General features: G+C 73.1%; 22 protein-coding genes. 16 read left to right on the top strand and 6 right to left on the bottom strand.

Annotated features, from left to right (window positions below):
* Window positions 1-6: 6 nt before the first annotated feature.
* Complete coding sequence (locus SPRI_RS01120) at window positions 7-720, bottom strand: alpha/beta fold hydrolase (RefSeq protein WP_234020470.1); 714 nt, start codon at window positions 718-720, stop codon at window positions 7-9.
* A 235-nt stretch (window positions 721-955) separates the two neighbouring features.
* On the opposite strand from SPRI_RS01120, the gene SPRI_RS01115 reads away from it, so the two are divergent.
* From SPRI_RS01115 to SPRI_RS01080, 8 genes are all read left to right on the top strand, one after another.
* Window positions 956-2,482: an AMP-binding protein gene (locus SPRI_RS01115; RefSeq protein WP_053556626.1), complete on the top strand. Its 1,527-nt coding sequence runs from the start codon at window positions 956-958 to the stop codon at window positions 2,480-2,482.
* A gap of 1 nt (window position 2,483) precedes the next feature.
* Window positions 2,484-2,747: a phosphopantetheine-binding protein gene (locus tag SPRI_RS01110; protein WP_037775600.1), complete on the top strand. Its 264-nt coding sequence runs from the start codon at window positions 2,484-2,486 to the stop codon at window positions 2,745-2,747.
* Window positions 2,748-2,749: 2 nt separating this feature from the next.
* Window positions 2,750-3,790: an anthranilate phosphoribosyltransferase gene (locus SPRI_RS01105; protein ID WP_053556625.1), complete on the top strand. Its 1,041-nt coding sequence runs from the start codon at window positions 2,750-2,752 to the stop codon at window positions 3,788-3,790.
* On the top strand, window positions 3,783-4,781 hold the full coding sequence (gene trpA, locus SPRI_RS01100; RefSeq protein ID WP_078951197.1) for a tryptophan synthase subunit alpha: 999 nt from the start codon (window positions 3,783-3,785) through the stop codon (window positions 4,779-4,781). The genes SPRI_RS01105 and trpA overlap by 8 nt, the downstream gene beginning before the upstream one ends.
* A gap of 64 nt (window positions 4,782-4,845) precedes the next feature.
* Window positions 4,846-5,220 carry an ectoine synthase gene (locus SPRI_RS01095; protein WP_005321771.1) on the top strand — a complete coding sequence of 125 codons (375 nt, stop codon included), beginning with the start codon at window positions 4,846-4,848 and terminating at the stop codon, window positions 5,218-5,220.
* A complete protein-coding gene (locus SPRI_RS01090) occupies window positions 5,220-6,359 on the top strand; it encodes an acyl-CoA dehydrogenase family protein (protein WP_037775603.1) in 1,140 nt (379 codons plus the stop codon). Before SPRI_RS01095 ends, SPRI_RS01090 begins: the two co-directional genes overlap by 1 nt.
* A gap of 50 nt (window positions 6,360-6,409) precedes the next feature.
* Window positions 6,410-7,099 (top strand): transglutaminase-like domain-containing protein, encoded by a 690-nt coding sequence (locus SPRI_RS01085; RefSeq protein ID WP_005321777.1) that lies wholly within the window; start codon window positions 6,410-6,412, stop codon window positions 7,097-7,099.
* A complete protein-coding gene (locus tag SPRI_RS01080) occupies window positions 7,099-7,764 on the top strand; it encodes a phosphoribosylanthranilate isomerase (protein ID WP_005321780.1) in 666 nt (221 codons plus the stop codon). The genes SPRI_RS01085 and SPRI_RS01080 overlap by 1 nt, the downstream gene beginning before the upstream one ends.
* Window positions 7,765-7,836: 72 nt before the next feature.
* Here the strand turns inward: SPRI_RS01080 and SPRI_RS01075 are convergent, their stop codons facing one another.
* A complete protein-coding gene (locus SPRI_RS01075) occupies window positions 7,837-8,415 on the bottom strand; it encodes a DUF2269 family protein (RefSeq protein WP_053556624.1) in 579 nt (192 codons plus the stop codon).
* A gap of 325 nt (window positions 8,416-8,740) precedes the next feature.
* Here SPRI_RS01075 and SPRI_RS01070 point away from each other — a divergent pair, with 325 nt between their 5' ends.
* Genes SPRI_RS01070 through SPRI_RS01060 form a run of 3 tightly spaced genes read left to right on the top strand, consistent with a single transcriptional unit; the run spans window position 8,741 to window position 11,160 of the window.
* Window positions 8,741-9,601 (top strand): NAD(P)H-binding protein, encoded by an 861-nt coding sequence (locus tag SPRI_RS01070; RefSeq protein WP_037775604.1) that lies wholly within the window; start codon window positions 8,741-8,743, stop codon window positions 9,599-9,601.
* Window positions 9,598-10,689 (top strand): zinc-binding dehydrogenase, encoded by a 1,092-nt coding sequence (locus SPRI_RS01065; RefSeq protein ID WP_005321787.1) that lies wholly within the window; start codon window positions 9,598-9,600, stop codon window positions 10,687-10,689. The genes SPRI_RS01070 and SPRI_RS01065 overlap by 4 nt, the downstream gene beginning before the upstream one ends.
* Window positions 10,690-10,707: 18 nt before the next feature.
* The gene (locus SPRI_RS01060; protein ID WP_005321789.1) at window positions 10,708-11,160 is read left to right on the top strand and encodes an ester cyclase; all 453 of its coding nucleotides are present in this window, start codon (window positions 10,708-10,710) and stop codon (window positions 11,158-11,160) included.
* Between the two features lie 64 nt (window positions 11,161-11,224).
* Here SPRI_RS01060 and SPRI_RS01055 read toward each other — a convergent pair whose 3' ends face one another.
* Window positions 11,225-11,881 carry an HAD family hydrolase gene (locus SPRI_RS01055; protein WP_005321792.1) on the bottom strand — a complete coding sequence of 219 codons (657 nt, stop codon included), beginning with the start codon at window positions 11,879-11,881 and terminating at the stop codon, window positions 11,225-11,227.
* A gap of 89 nt (window positions 11,882-11,970) precedes the next feature.
* A complete protein-coding gene (locus SPRI_RS01050) occupies window positions 11,971-12,429 on the bottom strand; it encodes a universal stress protein (protein WP_005321795.1) in 459 nt (152 codons plus the stop codon).
* A gap of 249 nt (window positions 12,430-12,678) precedes the next feature.
* Between SPRI_RS01050 and SPRI_RS01045 the strand changes: the two genes are divergently transcribed.
* The gene (locus tag SPRI_RS01045; RefSeq protein ID WP_005321798.1) at window positions 12,679-13,773 is read left to right on the top strand and encodes a baeRF2 domain-containing protein; all 1,095 of its coding nucleotides are present in this window, start codon (window positions 12,679-12,681) and stop codon (window positions 13,771-13,773) included.
* 89 nt (window positions 13,774-13,862) lie between these two features.
* Here SPRI_RS01045 and SPRI_RS01040 read toward each other — a convergent pair whose 3' ends face one another.
* On the bottom strand, window positions 13,863-14,909 hold the full coding sequence (locus SPRI_RS01040; protein ID WP_005321801.1) for a lactonase family protein: 1,047 nt from the start codon (window positions 14,907-14,909) through the stop codon (window positions 13,863-13,865).
* A gap of 253 nt (window positions 14,910-15,162) precedes the next feature.
* On the opposite strand from SPRI_RS01040, the gene SPRI_RS01035 reads away from it, so the two are divergent.
* The 4 genes from SPRI_RS01035 (at window position 15,163) to SPRI_RS01020 (ending at window position 18,443) form a co-directional block, all read left to right on the top strand.
* Window positions 15,163-16,170, top strand: a complete 1,008-nt coding sequence (locus SPRI_RS01035; protein ID WP_234020474.1) for an NAD(P)-dependent alcohol dehydrogenase — start codon at window positions 15,163-15,165, stop codon at window positions 16,168-16,170.
* 52 nt (window positions 16,171-16,222) lie between these two features.
* Entirely contained in the window at window positions 16,223-16,432 is a 210-nt protein-coding gene (locus SPRI_RS01030) for a hypothetical protein (RefSeq protein ID WP_037775606.1), read from the top strand.
* Entirely contained in the window at window positions 16,429-17,856 is a 1,428-nt protein-coding gene (locus SPRI_RS01025) for a glucose-6-phosphate dehydrogenase (protein ID WP_005321808.1), read from the top strand. The genes SPRI_RS01030 and SPRI_RS01025 overlap by 4 nt, the downstream gene beginning before the upstream one ends.
* Before the next feature lie 62 nt (window positions 17,857-17,918).
* Window positions 17,919-18,443, top strand: coding sequence for a gluconokinase (locus SPRI_RS01020; RefSeq protein WP_005321810.1), 525 nt, complete (start codon window positions 17,919-17,921; stop codon window positions 18,441-18,443).
* A gap of 268 nt (window positions 18,444-18,711) precedes the next feature.
* Here the strand turns inward: SPRI_RS01020 and SPRI_RS01015 are convergent, their stop codons facing one another.
* Entirely contained in the window at window positions 18,712-19,596 is an 885-nt protein-coding gene (locus SPRI_RS01015) for a universal stress protein (RefSeq protein WP_005321812.1), read from the bottom strand.
* Window positions 19,597-19,677 lie beyond the last annotated feature (81 nt).

The following is a 19,677-nucleotide window of genomic DNA, read 5'->3' as shown; positions in this document are numbered from 1 at the left end:
GCGCGTTCAGCCGTCGGCGAGGAGCTGCCGGGCGAACCGGCGGACCGCATCGGTGAAGGCGTCCGGAGCGTCGAAGTTCGCGAGATGGCGTGCCCGCGGGATCAGTTCGACGCGGGCACGCGGGTGGGCGCGGGCGAAGTCCCTCTCCCCGGCCCGGAAGACGGTGTCCTTCTCGCCGTTGAGGATCAGCACCGGAGCCTTCACATGACGCATCGCGCCGGCGTCGAAGCGTCCCAGCACCTCGTCCCAGGCGGCCGGCAGGGTGTGGAAGGCGTAGCCGGCGCGGATGGTCGCCGCCACCACCTCCGGCGGGTAGAGCCGTCGCAGCAGCCGGTCGTTCCAACGGGTCAGGCGGTCCACCGGTATGCGGGGGACCAGCTTGGCGGCCCACCGGTACGGCGTTGCCCACGGACCGCGGGTGGAGGCGCTGGCCCCGGCGAGGACCAACCCGCGCACGTGGTGCGGACACCGCCGTGCGAACTCCAGCGAGGCGTATCCGCCGAGCGAGTGCCCGACCACCAGAGCCGGCCCGCGGTCGAGCGCGTCCACCGCGGACGCGATGATCCGCGTCGCACCGCTCAGGCTCCACGGGTCGGCCGCACGCTCCCCGTGACCGGGCAGGTCGACGGCTGCCACCTCGAACTCGTCGCGCAGCGCGGCGAGTTGCGCGCTCCACTGCCCGGCGCTGAAGCGCGTCCCGTGCACGAAGACGATCGGCAAGGAATCCTCTGTCGTCAACAGTCCCCCCAGTGACCACGTGATGCGAACGGACGGCCCGGCCGACGGGCGGTCCTCTGCAAGGCGCCTTCGCACCCCCGAGTCTCTCTCATGCCTCACGCTCCCTCCGCGGCCTCACGTCTCATGCCTCACGGCTCCGGCGATCCTCCAGCGCGCGAAACCACCATCGAGGCCGACAGGTTTTCGCCAGTGCGAGGAGCGGAAGGGGGCGCGGCCCATGGGCGGCGGCACACTCGTCGAGGGCATCCGGGCGCATGCGCGCCGTGCGCCACAACGGACGGCGCTCGTGTGGCACGGCGACGAGGTCACCTACGGCGCCCTGTGGCGACGCGCAGAGCGGGAAAGGGCCCGTGTCGCGGACACGCCCGGCCGCGGCCCCGTCGGGGTCCCGGCCGTCAAGTCGCCCGGCACCGTCGCGCTGCTCCTCGCCTGCATGCTGGAGCGCCGCCCGGTGCTGCTGCCGTCGGCGACGCTCGGCAAGGACGTGCTGGAGCAGCTGTACGAGCAGGCCGGCGCCGTCCCCCTGCCCGACAGGCCGGACGACGGGCCGGACGACGGGCCGGACGACGCGGGGCAGGGCGACGCGGGGCAGGGCGACGACACGCCGTACGGCGACCTCCGCGCCGCGCACGACACGCCCGCCGATCCCGAGGCCCCGGTCCTGCTGCTGACCACCTCCGGGTCGACCGGGCTGCCCAAGATCGTGCCCATCGCCGGCGGCGCCGTCGACCGCTTCACCGCCTGGGCCGCCGACGCGTTCGGCATCGAAGAGGGCACGAACGTCCTCAACTACGCGCCGCTCAACTTCGACCTGTGCCTGCTCGACGTGTGGACCACCCTCGCGCACGGCGGCCGTGTCGTCCTCGTCGACCCCGACCAGGCCATGAGCGGCCGCCACCTGCTGGAGACGATCGAGCACCACGACGTCCACGTCGTCCAGGCCGTGCCCATGTTCCACCGCCTGGTCAGCGACGCCGCCCGCGACCACGGCACCGTCCTGCCCTCCGTACGGCACGCGATGACCACCGGTGACGCCCTGCCCGGCCCGGTCCTGGCCGAACTGCCGCGCCTGTACCCGAACGCGCGGCTGCACAACATCTACGGCTGCACCGAGACCAACGACAGCTTTGTGCACGAGGTGACCGGCGAGCAGGCCGCGGCGGGCGCGACGCTGCCGCTGGGCCGCCCGCTGCCCGGCGCCGGCGCCCTCGTCGTCACCGACGACGGCACCGTCCTCGAGGGCCCCGGCAGCGGCGAGCTGTGGGTCACCACACCGTTCCAGACGAGCGGTTACCTCGGCGCGGCCGCCGCCCGGCCGGTGTTCGTGCCGCACCCCGCCGGCGCCGACGGCCGGCGCTGGTACCGCACCGGCGACCTGGTGCACCGCGCCGCCGACGGCGCGCTGACCCTGGCCGGCCGCACCGACTTCCAGGTCAAGGTCCGCGGTGTGCGCATCAACGTCCAGGAGGTCGAGCACGTGCTGCTCGCCCACCCCGAGGTCACCGAGGCCGCCGTCCTGGCCCTGCCCGACGAGGTGGCCGGCCGGCTGCTGCACGCCGTGGCCCGCCGCACCCCGGGCAGCGGCCTCAACAGCCTGGCCCTGCGCGGCCATCTGGCACGCGGTCTGCCGAAAGCCGCGATCCCCTCGGTCCTGCGCTTCACCGACGAGCCGCTGCCCCGGACCTCCACCGGCAAGGTCGACCGCGACCGTGTCGTGAAGGACCACTTCACCAAGGAGAACTGACATGCCCCACGCCCAGGCCATCAAGGAGTTCATCGTCGAGGAGTTCCTGCCCGACATGCCCGCGCGGGACCTGGCCGACCACGACGACCTGCTGGAGGGCGGCGTCATCGACAGCCTCGGCCTGCTCAAGGTGATCGCCTGGTTGGAGGACCGGTACGACATCAACACCGACGAGGTGGACCTGGACCCCGAGTCCTTCAAGTCGGTGGCGGCCATCGAGGCGTTCATCGCCGACGCCTCCCGCACCCGGGCGGAGGCCGCCTAACCATGCACGACGCCGTCGCCGCCCTGATCGCCCAGGACCGGCCCGTCGACCTTCCCCAGTGGCGCTCGTTCTGGGACAGCCTGCACGACGGCGCGCTGCGCCGGGGCGAGAGCGTGGCCCTGCTCGCGTCCCTGTCCACGCAGATGCCCGGCCGCACCACGCTGACCGCGCTGCTCGACTCGCTCGCCGAACGCCGCCCCGGACAGGGCGCCGGACGGCCGGTGTTCGAGGGCGCCGTCAACATCGTCGGCACCGGCGGAGGCCCGCGCACCCTCAACATCTCCACCGCGGCCGCGCTGACCGCCGCCGCGATGGGCACCCGCGTCGTCAAGACCGGTTCCCGCGCCTACACCTCCGCCCTCGGCTCCCTCGACCTGCTCGAACGCCTGGGCATCGAGACGGCCTCCTCCTACGAGCAGACCCACGAGATGCTCGAGCGGTGCGGCATCGCGTTCGCCGGAATGTTCGTCTACCCGGCCGAACTGGGCCTGCTCGCCCGGGGGGTGCTGCCGCTCGACGTCCGCAGGCTCGGCCGCTTCGTCAACGCCCTCGGTCCGTTCCTCGCCGACATGCCGGTCGACGCCCAGCTCACCGGCGTCTCCGACCCGCGGCTCGTGCCCGGGCTGCGGCACGCCGCCGAGCACACCGCCCGCCGCACCGGCGGGTCCGTGTGGCTGGCCACCAACGACACGGGCGCCGACGAACTGGTCGGCTTCGCCCCCAACCTGGTGCGCACCTACGAAGGCGGCGGCGAGGACGAGTTCGTCCTCGATCCCGCCGCGCTCGGTCTCGGCCCCGGAGGCCTGGAGGACCTGCGGCCCGGCGCCGACCCCGTCCGCGACGTCCTGGACCTGCTCGCCGGCCGCGGCCGCCCGGCGGCCGAGGACGCGGTCTGCCTCAACGCGGCGGCCCTCGCCGTGGCCGGCCGTCTCACCGGCGACTGGCACCAGGCACTGCGCGGCGCCCGCGCGGTCCTGAACGACGGCTCGGCCCTCGCCCTGGTCGACCGGCTGCGACGCGCCACGGAGGTGGCCCATGCCTGATCCCCGCCCCACACCCGCCACGGGCCCCACACCCGCCACGGGCCCCGCGCCCGGCACCGGCCCCGCATCCGCACCCGGCGCCGCCCCCGTCACGGGCCCCGCGTCGGGAACCGGCCCCACCCATGCCACCGCCACCGCCACCGCCACCGCCACCGGCACCGGCACCGCACCCCGCACCGCGCCTGCCGTCGTGCCCGCCGCCGAGGGCTTCTTCACCCGTGCCGCGCCCGGCCGGCCGGGCCTCGCGCTGTTCCTCAACGCGGGCGACCCGCCGCTGGACCGGCTGCCCGACCTTGTCGCCCTCCTCGACGAGAGCGACATCGACTGCCTCGAACTGGCCGTCCCCTTCCCCGGATCCGTCACCGACGGGCCCGTCATCCGCCGCTCCGCCGACCGGGCCCTGGCCCACGGCACCGACCTCGCCGCCGTCCTCGCCGCCGTCGCCCGCGTCCGGCCCGGCCTGAAGAGACTGCGCATCGCGCTGCTCGCCGACTTCAGCCACACCGTCAAAGGCACCGCCCCCGGCGACTTCGCCGCCGCCGTGCGCGACGCCGGCTGCGACGGACTGCTGCTGCACGGCGTCCCGCCCAGGCTGCGCACCGCCCACTACGAGGCCGCCCACGACGCCGGCCTGCCGCTGGTCACCACCTGCTACGCCGTCTCCCGGCCCGACGCGGTCGCCGAGGCGGCGGCGCAGGCCACCGCCTACCTCTACCTGGTCGCCCACTACGGCCGCAGCGGCACCGCCGCGGCCCTCGACCACGACCGGCTGGCCCGGTCCGTCGCCGCACTGCGCGCCACCGCCACCGCGCCCGTCGCGGTCGGCTTCGGCGTCAGGACCCGCGCCGACACCCTGCTCCTGCAGGACCTCGGCGCGGACGCCGCCGTCGTCGGCAGCGTCGGCGTGGCCCGTATCGAACAGGCCCTGACCGAAGGCCGCGACCCCGTCGAGGAGTTCGGCTCCTTCGTGAGGGAGCTGCGCGGGCCGTGAGCGGCCCCTCGCGGCCCACCGTTGCGAAGAGCGCGGAACCACCCCGTATGAAAGGAGACCCCGCATGATCGTCCGCAAGCTCGAAGAGGTCACCTGTGTCGACTGGGGCAACGGCCTCAGCCGCAGATTCCTCACCCAGGCCGACGGTGTCGGCTACACCGTCACCGACACCATCGTCCGCGCGGGCACCAAGTCCCGCCTGGAGTACCGCAACCACCTCGAGAGCTGCTACTGCATCGAGGGCAGCGGCGAGGTGATCGACAGCGACGGCGTCTCGCACCCCATCACCCCCGGCACCCTGTACGCGCTCGACCGGCACGACGCCCACTGGCTGGTGGCGAGCCCGCACGAGGACCTGCGCCTGGTGTGCATGTTCACCCCCGCGCTGCGCGGCGACGAGAGCCACAACCTCGACTCGCCCGAGTTCTCCCACTACTGATGGCCGACTTCACGAAGGACCAGCAGGCCCTGCGCGACGGCCTGGCGCCCGTGCTCGAAAAGCTCGACGAAGGGCACGTCGAGCGCGACGCGGCCGCCGAGTTCCCCCGTGAGGCATGGCGGCGGCTGGCCGGCACCGGAATCCTCGGACTGCCCTTCGACGAGCGGTACGGCGGACTCGGCCAGTCGCTGACCACCACCATGTACGTCCTGGAGGGCCTGGGGGAGGGCTGCCGCGACGCCGGACTGAACTTCTCCGCCTGCACCCACATGGTCGCGGCCGGCGTCCCGCTGCAGCGCTTCGGCTCCGACGCCCTCAAGGAGCGCCACCTGCCCGGGATCTGCACCGGTGAGCTGATCGGCGCCCACGCCATCAGCGAACCCGACAGCGGCTCCGACGCGCTGGCGATGCGCACCCGGGCGGTACGCGACGGCGACGCCTACGTCCTGAACGGCAGCAAGGCGTTCGTCAGCAACGGGCCGGTCGCCGACGTGTTCACCGTCTACGCCCGCACCAGCGACCGTCCCGGGCCGCTGAGCATCACCGCGTTCCTCGTCGACCGCGACACCCCGGGCCTGACCCTCGGCCGGCCCCTGGCCAAAATGGGCCTGCGCACCTCGCCGCTGTGCGAGCTGTACTTCGACGACTGCCGCGTCCCGGCCGACCGGGTCGTCGGCCGGCCCGGCGGCGGGTTCCTCGTCCTGGACCATGTGATGCGCTGGGAGATCCTGTGCTCCTTCGTCATCAACGCCGGCGAGATGCAGCGCCGGGTGGACGCCTGCGTCCGCTACGCGCAGACCCGCAGCCAGTTCGGGCAGCCCATCGGCTCCTACCAGGCCGTCTCCCACAAAATCGTCGACATGGCCACCGGTGTGGAGACCTCCCGCCGCTGGCTGTACGAGACGGCGCGCAGGATGACCGCCGGCGACAACGTCACCCGCGACATCGCCATGGCCAAACTCGTCACCAGCGAGGCCAACGTCGCCTCCGCCCTGGCCGCCGTGCAGATCTTCGGCGGCAACGGCTACATGGCCGAGTTCGGCATCGAGAGCCAGCTGCGCAACGCGGTCGCCGGAACGATCTACTCCGGCACCTCCGAGACCCAGCGCAACCGCATCGCCGCCCTCCTGGGCCTTTGAACCGACGGGCCACCGAGCCCCACCGACAACGAAGCGGATCCCCAGCTGCCATGACGACCCGACTGAGCACCGGCGCCCTCGAGGCCACCGAGTTCCTCGACCACGAGACCGAGCAGGTGCGCGCCTTCGTCGCCGACGCCCTGCCGCCCGGCGCCACCACCCCGACCGAGCAGGCCGTCGCCCTCTACTACGCGGTCCGCGACACCGTCCGCTACGAGGTCTACGGCGCCGACCTGACCCGCCAGGGCCTGCGCGCCAGCACCGTGGCGGCCGGCCGCTCCGGCATGTGCCTGCACAAGTCGGTCCTCTACGCGGCCGGCCTGCGCTCGCTCGGCATCCCCGCCCGCCTCGTCCTGACCGACGTGCGCAACCACCTCGCCTCCGAGAAGCTGGTGAGCCTGCTCGGCGGCGACGTGTTCCACCAGCACTGCCTGACCTCCGTACGCCTTGAAGGCCAATGGGTGCGCGCCACACCGGTGTTCAACAAGAACCTGTGCCGGCTCTACCGGATGGCGCCCCTCGACTTCGACGGCACCGCCGACAGCGTGCACCACCCCTTCGACCTGAAGGGCCGCCGGCAGATGGAATTCCTGCGCTTCCACGGCGAGTTCGACGACCTGCCCTACGAGGCGGTCCTGGCCGACCTGCGCGCCGCGCACCCCGGCCTGTTCGGCGCCGGCGACGACCGCTTCACGGCCGGATCCCTGGAGCACGACGCCGGCCGGACGGCGGCCGCCTGATGCTGGTCAAGATCTGCGGCGCCACCACCACGGCGGAGGTCGACGCCGTCGCCGCCTCCGGTGCCGACCTGATCGGCCTGTGGCACCACGTCCCGGGCGGCCGCGCCGACCTGACGCTCGATCAGCTCACCGTGCTCTCCGCCCGAGCCCTCGGCGCGGGCCTCGAGCCCGTCCTGGTCACCTTCTCCGCCGACCCCGGCGTGCTGGCGACGGCCGTGCGGGCGGCGAAGGTGCCCTGGGTCCAACTGCACGGCTTCCAGCCCCCGGGCGTGCTGCGCGCCCTGCGCGCGCAGTGCCCCGACGGCCTGAAGATCGCCAAGGTGCTGCACGTGCGCGACGACACCTGCCTGGAGGGCCGGCTCACCGGCGCCTACGAGCGGGCCGGGGCCGACTGCTTCCTCTTCGACGCCGTCACGGGCGACGGCCGCATCGGCTCCACCGCCCAGCGCCTGGACGACACCACCGTCACGAAGCTGGCGGACGCCACCACCCTGCCGTTCCTCCTCGCCGGCGGCCTCGGCCCCGCGGGCCACGGCGACTTCCCCGCCACCTCGGCCCACCCCCGCTTCCTCGGCATCGACGTCGACTCCGCCGCCCGCGGCGACGACGGCCTCCTCGACAAGAATCGCGCCCAGGCCGTCACCCGCGCCTGGCGCACCACCTGACCCCCGCACACGACGGCGGCCGGCCCCCGGGCATCCAGGGGGACCGGCCGCCGCCGCGCGTGTGCGCGGCCGTCAGGAACGCCCGCCGCGCGGCGCGGTGCGCCGGCCGCGGGAGGTGCGACCCCACGGCTTGTAGACGGACACCACCGCCGCGACGGTCAGCAGCGCGAACAGCACCGGCACGCTCCACAGCAGGAAGTCCGCCGGCCAGCCCGGCTCCGGCGGCGCGCCGCCCGCCGTCGCGGTGTTGTCGGTGGCCTTCATGACGATCGGGTGGATCACGAACCACGCGAAGATCGTCATGAACAGGGTGATCACCCACTTGGCGATGATCCACCAGTGCAGCAGCAGGCCCCACTTGGTGCCGCAGGACAGCAGAATGCCGGACAGCGCAGCGGTGATGCTGAACACCGTGACGCAGGTGTCGTCGAAGACGTACATCGCGTAGTAGACGCCCTTGGCGACCGCGGCGTCCTCGGTGGTGTACCCCATGACGGCCAGCACGGCCATCGCCAGGGACAGGCCCACCCAGCCGACCGAGGTGACGACGTGGACGGCGAGCGTCAGCCTGCGCGCCCTGCGGGAGAGTTCGAACTTCTTCTTGGTCCTGCCTCGCGTGGTGGGGGACTGGCTTACGGCGGTGGCGGACAAGGCGGCGACCTTTCGTGGGGGACGAGGGAACACAGAAAAAAGGGGGGGTGGCGTGGTCCGGCAGTCGAAAGCCCCGCGAAAGCCCCGCAGCCACCCGGCGGCCGGCCGTGCCCGGGCGCCCCGGCGCGCACGGGCACGCAGGCGAGGCCCTCCGCCGGGAGCATCCCCGCCGCCGCTCGAGAACGGCTCGAGCGGCGCTCCCGCCCGCCCGGCCCGGATCGCGTTCCAGCCAGTCTCCGGGGACCCTCCAGCCGGTCTGTTCAGCCTTGCACCACCAAGGTCCGAGGAGTCTCGGGGAAGCCGAGACCGACAGGGTGGAGCAGGCGTGACAGTTCTGGTGACAGGAGCGACAGGATCCGTCGGCCGGCATGTGGTCGACCACCTCGTGGCGGCGGGGGCGCAGGTGCGTGCCCTGACCCGCACCCCGGCCACGGCCGGGCTCCCCGACGGCGTCGAGGTGTTCGAGGGCGACCTCGAGCAGCCGCAGACGCTGCGGGCCGCCCTGACCGGCGTGGAGCGCCTCTACCTCTTCCCGGTCCCTCAGACCGCACGGGAGGTCGTCGCCCTCGCCAAGGAGGCCGGAGTGCGGCGCATCGTGGTGCTCTCCTCGTCGTCCGTGCTCGACACCTCCGGCGACAACCACAGCGGTGAGCACCACCGGACCGTGGAGCGCGCCGTCGAGGAGTCCGGCATCGAGTGGACCTTCGTCCGCCCCGACGAGTTCGCCACCAACCTGCTGTGGAAATGGGGCCACTCCATCCGCACCGAGGGCGTCGTGCGCACCCCCTACGGCGGCGCGCCGCGCGTCCTGATCCACGAGGCCGACGTCGCCGCGGTGGCCGCCACCGCGCTCGTCGAGGACGGCCACGCCGGACAGGCGTACGTGCTGACCGGCCCGCAGGCCATCACCCAGGTGGACCAGGTGAAGGCGATCGCCGACGCCATCGGCACCGAGGTCGCCTTCGAGGAGATCACCCCCGACCAGGCGCGTGAGCAGATGGGCCACTTCATGCCGCCGCCGGTCGTCGAGATGATCCTCGGCTACCTCGCCGACGCCATGGACAACCCGCCCGTGCCGCTGGACACCGTCGAGCGGATCACCGGCCGCCCGGCCCGCACCTTCGCCCGGTGGGCCGCGGACCACGCCGCCGACTTCGCCCCCCAGCGCGAGACGGTGGCGGCGTGAGCGTCGACACCGGCACGGCCGCAGGCCGCGGGACCGCCCCCGCCGCCCCCGCCGCGCCCGCCGCCGGCGGCGCGACGGCCCACGTCCATGTGCGGCTCACCGGCAGCGGCCGCCCCGAGGACCACATCGTCGCCGGCCACGGCACACGGCCCACCGCGGGCCGCGGCAAGGTCGTCGTGCGCGTCGAGGCCGCCGGCGTGTCCTTCGCCGAGGTGCAGATGCTCCAGCACCTGCACCCCTTCCCGCCCAAGTTCCCCTTCGTGCCCGGCTACGACCTGGTGGGCCGCGTCGTGGAGACCGGCGAGGGCGTCACCGGCTGGAACACCGGCGACCGCGTCGCCGCGATGCCCCGCCACGGCGCCTGGCAGACGTACGTCGAGGTGCCCGCCGCCGCGCTCGCCGCGGTGCCCGAGCACCTGGACGCGGCCGTCGCCGTCTCCCTGATCACCAACGGTGTGACGGCCTACCAGATGCTGCACCGGCAGACCCGGCTCGCCGCCGGCTCCACCGTGCTCGTGCACGGCGCCAGCGGCGGCGTGGGCACCCTGCTCACCCAGCTCGCCGTCCACGCGCAGCTGCGCGTCATCGGCACCGCCTCACCCGCCAAGCACCCGGCGGTGCGCGCGCTGGGCGCGGAACCCCTCGACTACCGCACCGAGGACCTGCCCGCCGCCGTACGGGAACTGGCACCCGACGGCGTCGACGCCGTCTTCGACCACATCGGCGGACGCGGCCTGGACGCCGGCTGGGCCATGCTCGCCGACGGCGGCACCCTCGTCTCGTTCGACTCCTCCGTGGCCGGCTACCGGCCCGGTCAGTGGTTCAGGCCGCACGTGCCCGCACTGCGCCGCACCGCCGCCCGCTGGATCGCGGCCAAGCTCCGCCTCACCCGCGGCCGCCGCCAGAGCATGTACTACGTCAAACCCGGCGACGACTTCCGGGCCGACCTCGCCGCGCTGTACCGGCTGGTCGACGAGGGCGTCCTGCGCCCCGAGATCGCCGGCCGCCATCCGCTGACCGAGGCCCCGGCCGCGGTCCGCGCCCTGCTGGACGGCGCCACCGTCGGCAAGCACGTCCTGATCCCCTGACACCCGGTAAGGAACACCATGACCGCAACACTCGCCGAGCAGCCCGCCGTCACCGTCCAGGAGCGCAACAAGCAGATCGCGCTGGACTGCGCCGCCGCCTGGAACCGCTGGGACCTGGACGGGATCTTCACGCACTGGTCGCCGGACATCAAGCACTTCTCCGAGGACCGCCCGGTCGACTCCGAGATCATGAAGGCCGCGATGCGCGGCGGACTCGCCGCCTTCCCGGACCTGCACCTGGACGTCAGGAGCGCCGTCTCCGAAGGCGACCGCGTCATCCTGCGGATCACCGTGACCGCCACCCACCGGGGCGACTTCTTCGGCAAGGCCGCGACCGGCAAGAAGGTCACCTGGTTCATGCTCGAGGAGCTGCGCTTCGACGACGCCGGAAAGATCATCGAGCACTACGACGTCTTCAACTACCTGCCGATGCTCAAGGAGCTGGGCTTCGTCGCCGCCGACGTCATGTGAGACCCGGCGCCACCGCCCAGGGCCCGGACCGCCGACACGGTCCGGGCCCGGCCCGGGTCCCGGCTCAGCGGACCGCGGACAGCAGCCCGGGCAGATCACGCATGTCGTCGAACACGACCGTGCCCGGACCCGCCAGCCGGGAGGCCGGGGTGAGGCCCCCGCAGTAGCCGAAGGCCCGCATCCCCGCCGCGCGAGCCGCCCGCACCCCGTACGCGCTGTCCTCGACCACCGCGCACGCCCGGGGCTCCACCCCCATGGAGCGGGCGGCGTGCAGGAACAGGTCGGGTGCGGGCTTGCCCCGGGGGACGTCCGCCGCGCTGAAGACGCGCCCCTCGAAGCGGTCGGACAGGGCGACGATGTCCAGACTGCGCCGGATGCCGGCGTGATCACCGTTCGAGGCGACGCACACGGCCGCGGTGAGATCGTCGAGCGCGTCCTTGACGCCGTCGACCGCGGTGAGCCCGGTCTCGAAGGCCGCCTCGTACAGGTGCTCGTACTTCTTCTGCCAGTCCTTCTCCAGGCGCCGTCCGAGACGCTCCTCCACGGCCGCGGTGTACACCTCGGTGGACGAGCCCACGAACCGTTCGACGATCTCGGCCTCGGTGAACGCGCACCCCAGATCAGCCATGATCACCGCGTCCACTTCGACGCATATCCTCTCGCTGTCGACCAGCACACCGTCGCAGTCGAAGATCACCAGTTCGATGCCGCTCCCCGTCATGGGCGGCAGCCTACGGAGCCCTCCGCCCGGGCGGCCCGTCAGGTCCCGCCGGCGCCTTCGGGGACGTTCAGCGCCGGATCAGCCGGTGCTCATTGGCTGTCGCCGCGGAGCACGAGGACCGGGCATGCGGCGTGCTGGGTGCAGTGCTGGGCCACCGAGCCCAACAGCAGCCCCGCGAAGCCGCCGAGGCCCCTGCTGCCGACCACGAGCAAGGTCGCGCCGTGGGCCGCGTTCAGCAGCACACTGGCCGGGGTGCCGTAACGCACCTCGCTGCGTACCTCCACCGGCGGCTGCGATCCCACGGCTTCCTCGACGGCTTCGTCGAGTTCCTTGCGTGCCCGGGCCTCCAGCGCGGCCTCGTCGCCGCTCGACGGGGGCAGCCAGCCGAGCGCGCCGTGGAACTGCGGAAAGTCCCAGGCGGTCACCGCCTCCACCACACCGCCGGTGGCCTCCGCCTGACGCACGGCCCAGCGAAGGGCCTGCTTCGACGAGTCCGAACCGTCCACTCCGACCACGATGCGGCCCGTCTCCTCGCGCTGGTCAGCCATGGACACTCCTCGACTCGACGGTGGCGGACGGCCGACGGGCGGGCGGTCCGCCGCCACAGGCCGACTCCAGCATCATGCCGACCGCACCGTGTGCGCAGTCCGGCAGGTCCAGACGGGGACGGGATCCCGGCCCCCTCTGAGGCCACACACGACGGGAACCACAGAACGCGCAAACCGGTACATACAGGTCTAGGGTGCTGTTCGTTGTGCATCCGTGGGAAGGCGGTAGGGCCGCCCGGCCCGAGCATTATGGATCTTGCGTTTCTTCAGCCCCTGTACGAGGGCGAGGGCCCCGTCGCCTCCGTCCACCTGGACACGAGCCGTTCGGCGCACGACGCCGACAAGCAGATCGAGCTGCGCCGGCGCGCCGCGCTCCGGTCACTGGCCGAACAGGGCGCGGACCAGGCGACGCTGGACGTGCTGGAGCAGATGATCGGAGGCGTCGCCGAGGTGCCGGGGCCTCAAGGGGAGGCCCTGTTCGCATCGGCCGGGCGGCTTCTCGGAGCGTTCACCCTGACGGAGCCGCCCGCGGCCGACAGCGCGCTGTTGCTGCCCGTGCCCGACCCGCTGGGTCTGGTGATCGACCGGGACCATCAACTGCCGCACGTCGTCGTCGCCGTCGACCGCGAGGGAGGGGATGTGACCGCCTACCCCGCCGCAGCGCACGAGCCGTCCATGAAGCGCACCTTCAACGGCAGCACGCTGCACATCAGCCGGGTGAAGGCGGGCGCGGAGGCCCAGGCCTCCTTCCACCGGCGGTCGGTCAACGTGTGGAGCGAGAACACCGAGCAGACCGCCGACGACGTGCGCGAAGCGGCAGCCGGCGTGGAGGCCGCGGTGGTCCTGGTCGCCGGGGACCCCAAGGCGATCGGGCTGCTGCGCGAGCACCTGACGGACCAGCCACCGGTCGGGGAACTGGTCTACGTGGACGGAGGCCGCAGCGACACCTCGGCCCTCGCAGGTCTGCGGGCGAGCGTGGACGCGGCGATGCGCGAAGCCATGACCGCCCGTCACCGCGGCGTCCTGGACACCCTGGAGGCCGAGCTGGCCGGCGGGCGGGCCCTGCAGGGGATCCCGGCCGTGAAGGAGGCGCTGGCACAGGGCCGGGTGGAGACACTGCTGCTCGCCGCGGACCGCTCCGGCGACCCGGTCCTGCACGCCTCGCGCCGCGATCCCCAGGTGCTGGGCACCGACCCGGCGGCGCTGGGCGACGACCCGACGGTGTTCAGCGCGCCCGCGGCGCCGCTGCTGCTGCGCGCGGCCGCTCTGGGCGGTGCCGCCTTCACCGAGATCCTGCCGCCTGCCCGTGCGACGGACGGTGTGGCCGCCCTGCTGCGGTACTGAGCCCGACCGGTCGTCAGGGCCACCGGGCCACCGTCCGGCCGGTCGTCAGGCCCCGGGCGGTACGGCGGCCGGCCGTGGACCCGGCCGCGTCAGGCGAAGGCGACGCTGGACGCCGCCGGCACGGCGAGTGACCCGGCTCGGCGCGGCACCCCCGTCGCGTCGACGTCGAACCAGGTCACATCGCCCGAACGCTCGTTGGCGGCGTACAGGTGGGCGCCCGACGGGTGCAGTACGAGGTCGCGCGGCCAGTGGCCTCCGCACGGCACCGAGGTGACGACCCGTGCCACCTCGCCCGTCTCGTCCAGCGAGAGGACCTCGATGGTGTCGGTGCCGCGGACGGCCGCCCACAGATGCCGCCCGTCCCGGGAGACGACGGGCGCGGAGGGCTGCACCGCAACGCCGGCGCCGTCCGGGAAGAGGGGAAACTCACCGACCGGCAGCAGCACGCCCGAGGCCGCGTCCCAGCGGCACACGGTGACGGTGGGCCGCAGCTCACCGAGCACGTAGGCGTGGCTGCCGCGCGGGTGGAAGACGAGGTGGCGCGGGCCCGTGCCCGGCGGCAGGTCCATGACGCTGTGGAGGGCGAGCTGCCCGGTGCCCGGGTCCAGGGAGCAGACCCGCACCGAGTCGGTGCCGAGGTCGACGCTCAGCACCCAGCCTCCCGAAGGATCCTGGACCACCTGATGGGCGTGCGGGGCCGACTGGCGTTCCCGGTCCGGCCCGGACCCCTCGTGGCGCAGCACGCTGCTCGGCGCGAGGGGGCTGCCGTCGGCGGCCAGCGGCAGCACGGTGACGCTCCCGGACCCGTAGTCCGCCGTCACCAGGTGGTCGTGGCAGACGGCGAGGTGCGTCGGGTCGGCCGCTCCTGTCGCAACGGGCTCGCCGAGCGGCCGGGGCACCGGCCCCGAGACGTCGAAGCCGGCGACCGCCCCGTGGGCCGTTTCGGACACGCAGTAGAGAACCGGGCCGCTTCCCCGGTGTCCCACAGCCAGATACGACGGGTCGGGAACGGTCTCGACGGTGCCTTCCGCGGTCAGCGCCCCGGTGCGCGGATCCACCGCGGCCCGGACGATTCCCCGTCCCCCATTTGTTGTAAAGCAACCGATGAAAGCCCTCAGGGGCACCGTGCCGTTCATGGGCCACCACCCTATGGGACGGGCCGGGGACCGGGCCGGTTCGCCGTTCCGCCGGTGGCGCCGACTCCCGGGGCGCGGTTTGCGGCCCGGGTCGGGCTCGATGAGCCTGGAGCAGTTGCTTGCGCCGCGGACGGCACGCGGCGGCGCGATCCGTGTACCGATGGCTCAGCGTTTTCCCCTGACCGGGAAGAGCCGGCAGGAGGACGAAACAGTGCGGGCATTTGTCATGAAGGAAATCGGCAAAGTGGCTTTCATGGACAAGCCGGTCCCCGACGTCGGCTCCCGTGACGCCCTGGTGCGGACGACGAAGGCCCTGATCTGCACCTCCGACTCCCACACGGTGCAGGGAGGCATCGGACCGCGGGAAGACCTCACGCTGGGGCACGAGGCGGTCGGCGTCGTGGAGTCCGTGGGCAGCGACGTGAAGGACTTCCGGCCGGGCGACCGTGTCCTCGTCGGCGCCATCACCCCCGACTGGGGCGACCTGGCCTCCCAGAACGGCCACCCGTCCCAGTCGGGCGGACCGCTCGGGGGATTCAAGTTCGCGAACCTGAAGGACGGCGTGTTCGCCGAGTTCTTCCATGTCGGTGACGCCGACGCCAACCTCGCGAAAATCCCCGACAGGATCCCCGACGAAGCGGCCGTCTACTGCGCCGACATGCTTTCCACGGGATTCATGGGCGCCGAACACGGCAACATCCCGATGGGCGGGACCGTGGCCGTTCTCGCCCAGGGCCCCGTGGGACTGATGGCGACGGCAGGGGCCCGACTCCTGGGCGCGGGACTCGTCATCGGCGTCGAGTCCGTGCCGAGCCGGCAGGAACTCGCGCGCCACTACGGAGCGGACGAGATCGTCGACTTCACCCACGAGGACGTGACCGAACGCGTTCTCGAACTGACCGGCGGCCAGGGGGTGGACACGGCGATCGAGGCGCTCGGCGCGGACGTCACCTTCAGGACCTGCGTCGAGATCACGAAGCCCGGCGGCACGATCTCCAACATCGGCTACTTCGGCTCCGGCGACCACGTCAGCATTCCCCGCGTCGCCTGGGGCGTCGGCATGGCCGACAAGACGATCGCCTCCGGCCTCTGCCCCGGCGGAAGGCTGCGGATGGAGCGCCTGCTGCGCGTCCTGGAGAAGGGCCGCCTCGACCCCACGCGCATGACCACCCACACCTACTCCTTCGACGAGATGGAACGCGCCTTCGAGGTGTCGGACAAGAAGCTGGAGGACGTCGTCAAGGTGCTGGTGAGCTTCTAGACCGGTGCGACGGGCAGCCGGCCCCCCAAGGGGCTTGTGCGGCGTCCGGACGGTGGAGAACCTGACCGGTCGGGGCCGCCTCGACGAGGCCGGAGAACTGTACGCGTCGCTGTGCTCCGAGCGAGCCCCCCTGGGGCTGCTGCCGGAGCAGATCGACCCGACCACGGGAGCATTCATGGGCAACTTCCCCCAGGCGTCCGGCCGCCTCGGCGTCATCGCCGGCGGAGCCGGCCTCGCACGGGCGCAGGGCGGTTCGCGATGACCATCCGACGACTCGTCGTCTTCGGCGGGACAGGCGACCTCACGGGCCGCTTCCTGCTGCCGGCGCTGGCCGCCCTGCACGCGGCGGGACACATCGACGACCGGTTCGGCCTGACGGGCGCCAGCCGGGAGGACTGGGACGGCGAACGGTACCGGAAGTGGGCCGACGCCCAGCTCGAACGCCACGGCGCCGACCTCCCTGCCGACTCCCGGCGAGCCGTCATCGCGTCGGCCGACTACCGCAGGGCCGACGTGACGGACCCCGCGGACGTGGGCGCGGCCGTCGCCGGTGAAGACCCCGTGGCCGTCTACCTCGCGCTCCCCCCGGCGCTGTTCCCGGCGACGGTGACCGCGCTGCACGAGGCCGCACTGCCCCCAGGCAGCCGCATCGTCCTGGAGAAGCCGTTCGGCGAGGACCTCGCCGGCGCACAGGAGTTGAACCGGCTGCTCGCCGATCTCGTACCCGAGCGCGCCGTCTTCCGGGTCGACCACTTCCTGGCCATGACGACCGTTCAGAACGTCCTCGGCAGCAGGCTCGCCAACCGGGTCCTCGAACCCATCTGGAACAGCACGCACATCGCCGAGATCGAGATCGTCTGGGACGAGACCCTCGCCCTGGAAGGGAGGGCCGGCTACTACGACCACGTCGGCGCGCTGAAGGACATGGTGCAGAACCACCTGCTGCAACTGCTGTGCCTGGTCGCCATGGAGCCGCCGCTCACCCTCGGCGAGCGGGACCTGCGCGACCGGAAGGTCGACGTGCTGCGGTCGGTGCGGCCGCTGACCGACTTCGACGTCGCGCACCGCACGCGCCGCGCCCGCTACTCGTCCGGCCGGGCCGGCGACCGCGAGGTGCCCGCCTATGTGGACGAGGACGGTGTCGACGCGCGGCGCCGGACCGAGACCTTCGCCGAGATCGTGCTGGAACTGGACAGCTGGCGCTGGACGGGCACCCGGTTCCGTCTGCGCAGCGGCAAGGGCCTCGGCAAGGACCGCAAGGAGGTCGCGGTGCACTTCCGTTCCGTACCTCACCTGCCCTTCGGACAGGACAAGGACGTCCGGCCCAACGTGCTGCGGTTCGGCCTGGAACCCGAGAGCCTGAGCATGGACATGACCGTGACGGGCTCGCGTGCCGAGACCCTCACCCAGCTCGCGCTGACCGCCGAGATGGACGCCCCCGCCCTGCCGGCCTACGGCCGTCTGCTGCTGGACGTTCTGGGCGGCGACCCCGCGCTGTCCATCCGCAGCGACGAGGCCGAGGAGGCCTGGCGTGTCGTCGAACCGGTCCTGTCCGCCTGGGAGCGGGACCTGGTGCCCATGGAGGAGTATCCGGCCGGCTCGGACGGGCCGCCCCCACGCCACACCACCCCTGGACGGCGGGACGACCTGCTCCACGAGGAAGCCGTCATGCCGGCCGACTCCTGAGGGGACACCCACCACAGCCGGGCCGCACCGGTCGTCGCACGCGGGACCTGGAGGGAGAGCCGATGACCCACCGCACGTCGAGCCGTCCTCCGTGCGTCGTGATCTCCGGAGTGTCCGGGGCCGGGAAGTCGACGGTCGCCCGGCAGCTGGCCGAGCGTCTGGGGGTGCCCTTCGCCGAGGCGGACGACTTCCACTCGCCCGACAGCATCCGGAAGATGGCGTCGGGAGTTCCGCTGGACGATCGGGACCGCCGGGCGTGGCTGGAGTCCGTCGGACGCTGGCTGGGCGACCGCGACGCCGCCGGCAGCGGGGGAGTGGCGTCCTGCTCCGCCCTGCGGCGGCGTTACCGGGACATCCTGAGGTCGGCCTGCCCCGCCGCGGTCTTCTTCCAGCTCACCGCCGACCGCGAGGTGCTCGCGGGCCGGCTCGGCGGGCGCAGGGGCCACTTCATGCCGCAGACCCTGCTCGACTCCCAGCTCGCCACGCTCGAGCCGCTCGAACCGGACGAGAGGGGAGCCTCGTTGGATGCCTCACCGGCTCCCGAGGAGATCGTCCGGACGGCCGTGAAGCTGCTCGACGGACGCTGACCGCCGGTGCGGTCACCCCGCCCGTGGAACGCCCGCGCACGGCCTCACGCCCGGTCGGCCGGGTCGCGGCCCAGGGGGCAGGTCATGCGGTGCCGCCGCCGGGCCGCGCCCGAGTCCGGCGCCGACGACCGGGGACGGCCTCGACACCGGCCCGGCGTCAGGACGCCGGGGACGGGTCCGGCCGGTGCAGGCGGTGCGGAGGGCGGCGTCCTGCCTCGGGCAAGCCCGGCGTTCGTCGTGCGCACCGCGGGGCTGTCGTCGGCCTGTGTCACCCGTCGGCGGCCGCGTCCAGCGGATGAGGAATGAGGGCGATGGGCGCGTCGGCGAAGTGGAGGGTCGCGTGGGCGACATGGCCCACATAACGGCTGCGGGGTTCGGCGCGGCGGCCGACGACGAGGAGCTGGGCAGAGGCCGCCAGACTCACCAGCATCTCGGCGGTCGGACTCGGTTCGACATGCTCCACCACCGTGACCTGCGGATGGCGCTCACGCCACGGCGCCAGCAGGTTCGCGAGGTCATGGCGGTGGACCTCCTCCAGCCCACCGTGCTCGTTCGCGCGGCGCGACAGCTCGGGCTCGTGGGTGAACATGGTGGGCAGGCTCCAGGCGCGCGCCGCGCGCAGCGGCACACCGCGCGCGGCGGCGGCCCGGAAGGCGAAGTCCAGGACCGCCTCGGCCTCCTCCTCCCGGGGGACACCGGCCACGATCTCGCCGTCCCGCGGCCGGCGGCCGGCCGAGCCGCCGCGGATCATGACCACGGGGCAGGCGGCTCTGCTCAGCACGCGAAGTCCGACCGATCCGAGGAAGAAGCCCGTCACCGGGCCCGGCCGCCGGGAGCCGAGCACGATCATCCGCGCGTTCCGGCCGCGCTCGACAAGCAGCTCCGCCTCCGGCTTCACCACCAGCTCGGCACTCACCTCGACGTCCTCGAAGTGTTCGCGCACCCAAGCCAGGGCGTCATCGAGCAGTTGCCGCGCCGCGCGGCGCTCGTGCTCGATGTCGCCGGCGAGCACCCGGTAGAACCCCGCCTGCGGAACATGACCGTGCAGCAGCACCAGGGGCGCCCCGTGCCGCCGTGCCTCGCCGGCCGCCCAGCCCGCTGCGATCAGACTGTCGGAGCTGCCGTCAACTCCGGCGATGATGGGCCGTTGCATGAAGCGTCTCCTCGCGTGAGGGCCTGCCGGACCTGGTGGGGCCCCACGCCCCTCGCCTGACATCTCCGAACGGAAGACCCC

Source organism: Streptomyces pristinaespiralis (assembly GCF_001278075.1).
In the GTDB taxonomy this organism is placed as follows: domain Bacteria; phylum Actinomycetota; class Actinomycetes; order Streptomycetales; family Streptomycetaceae; genus Streptomyces; species Streptomyces pristinaespiralis.
Note: the sequence above shows the minus strand (reverse complement) of the source record. Positions and strands in the feature narration are given on the sequence as shown.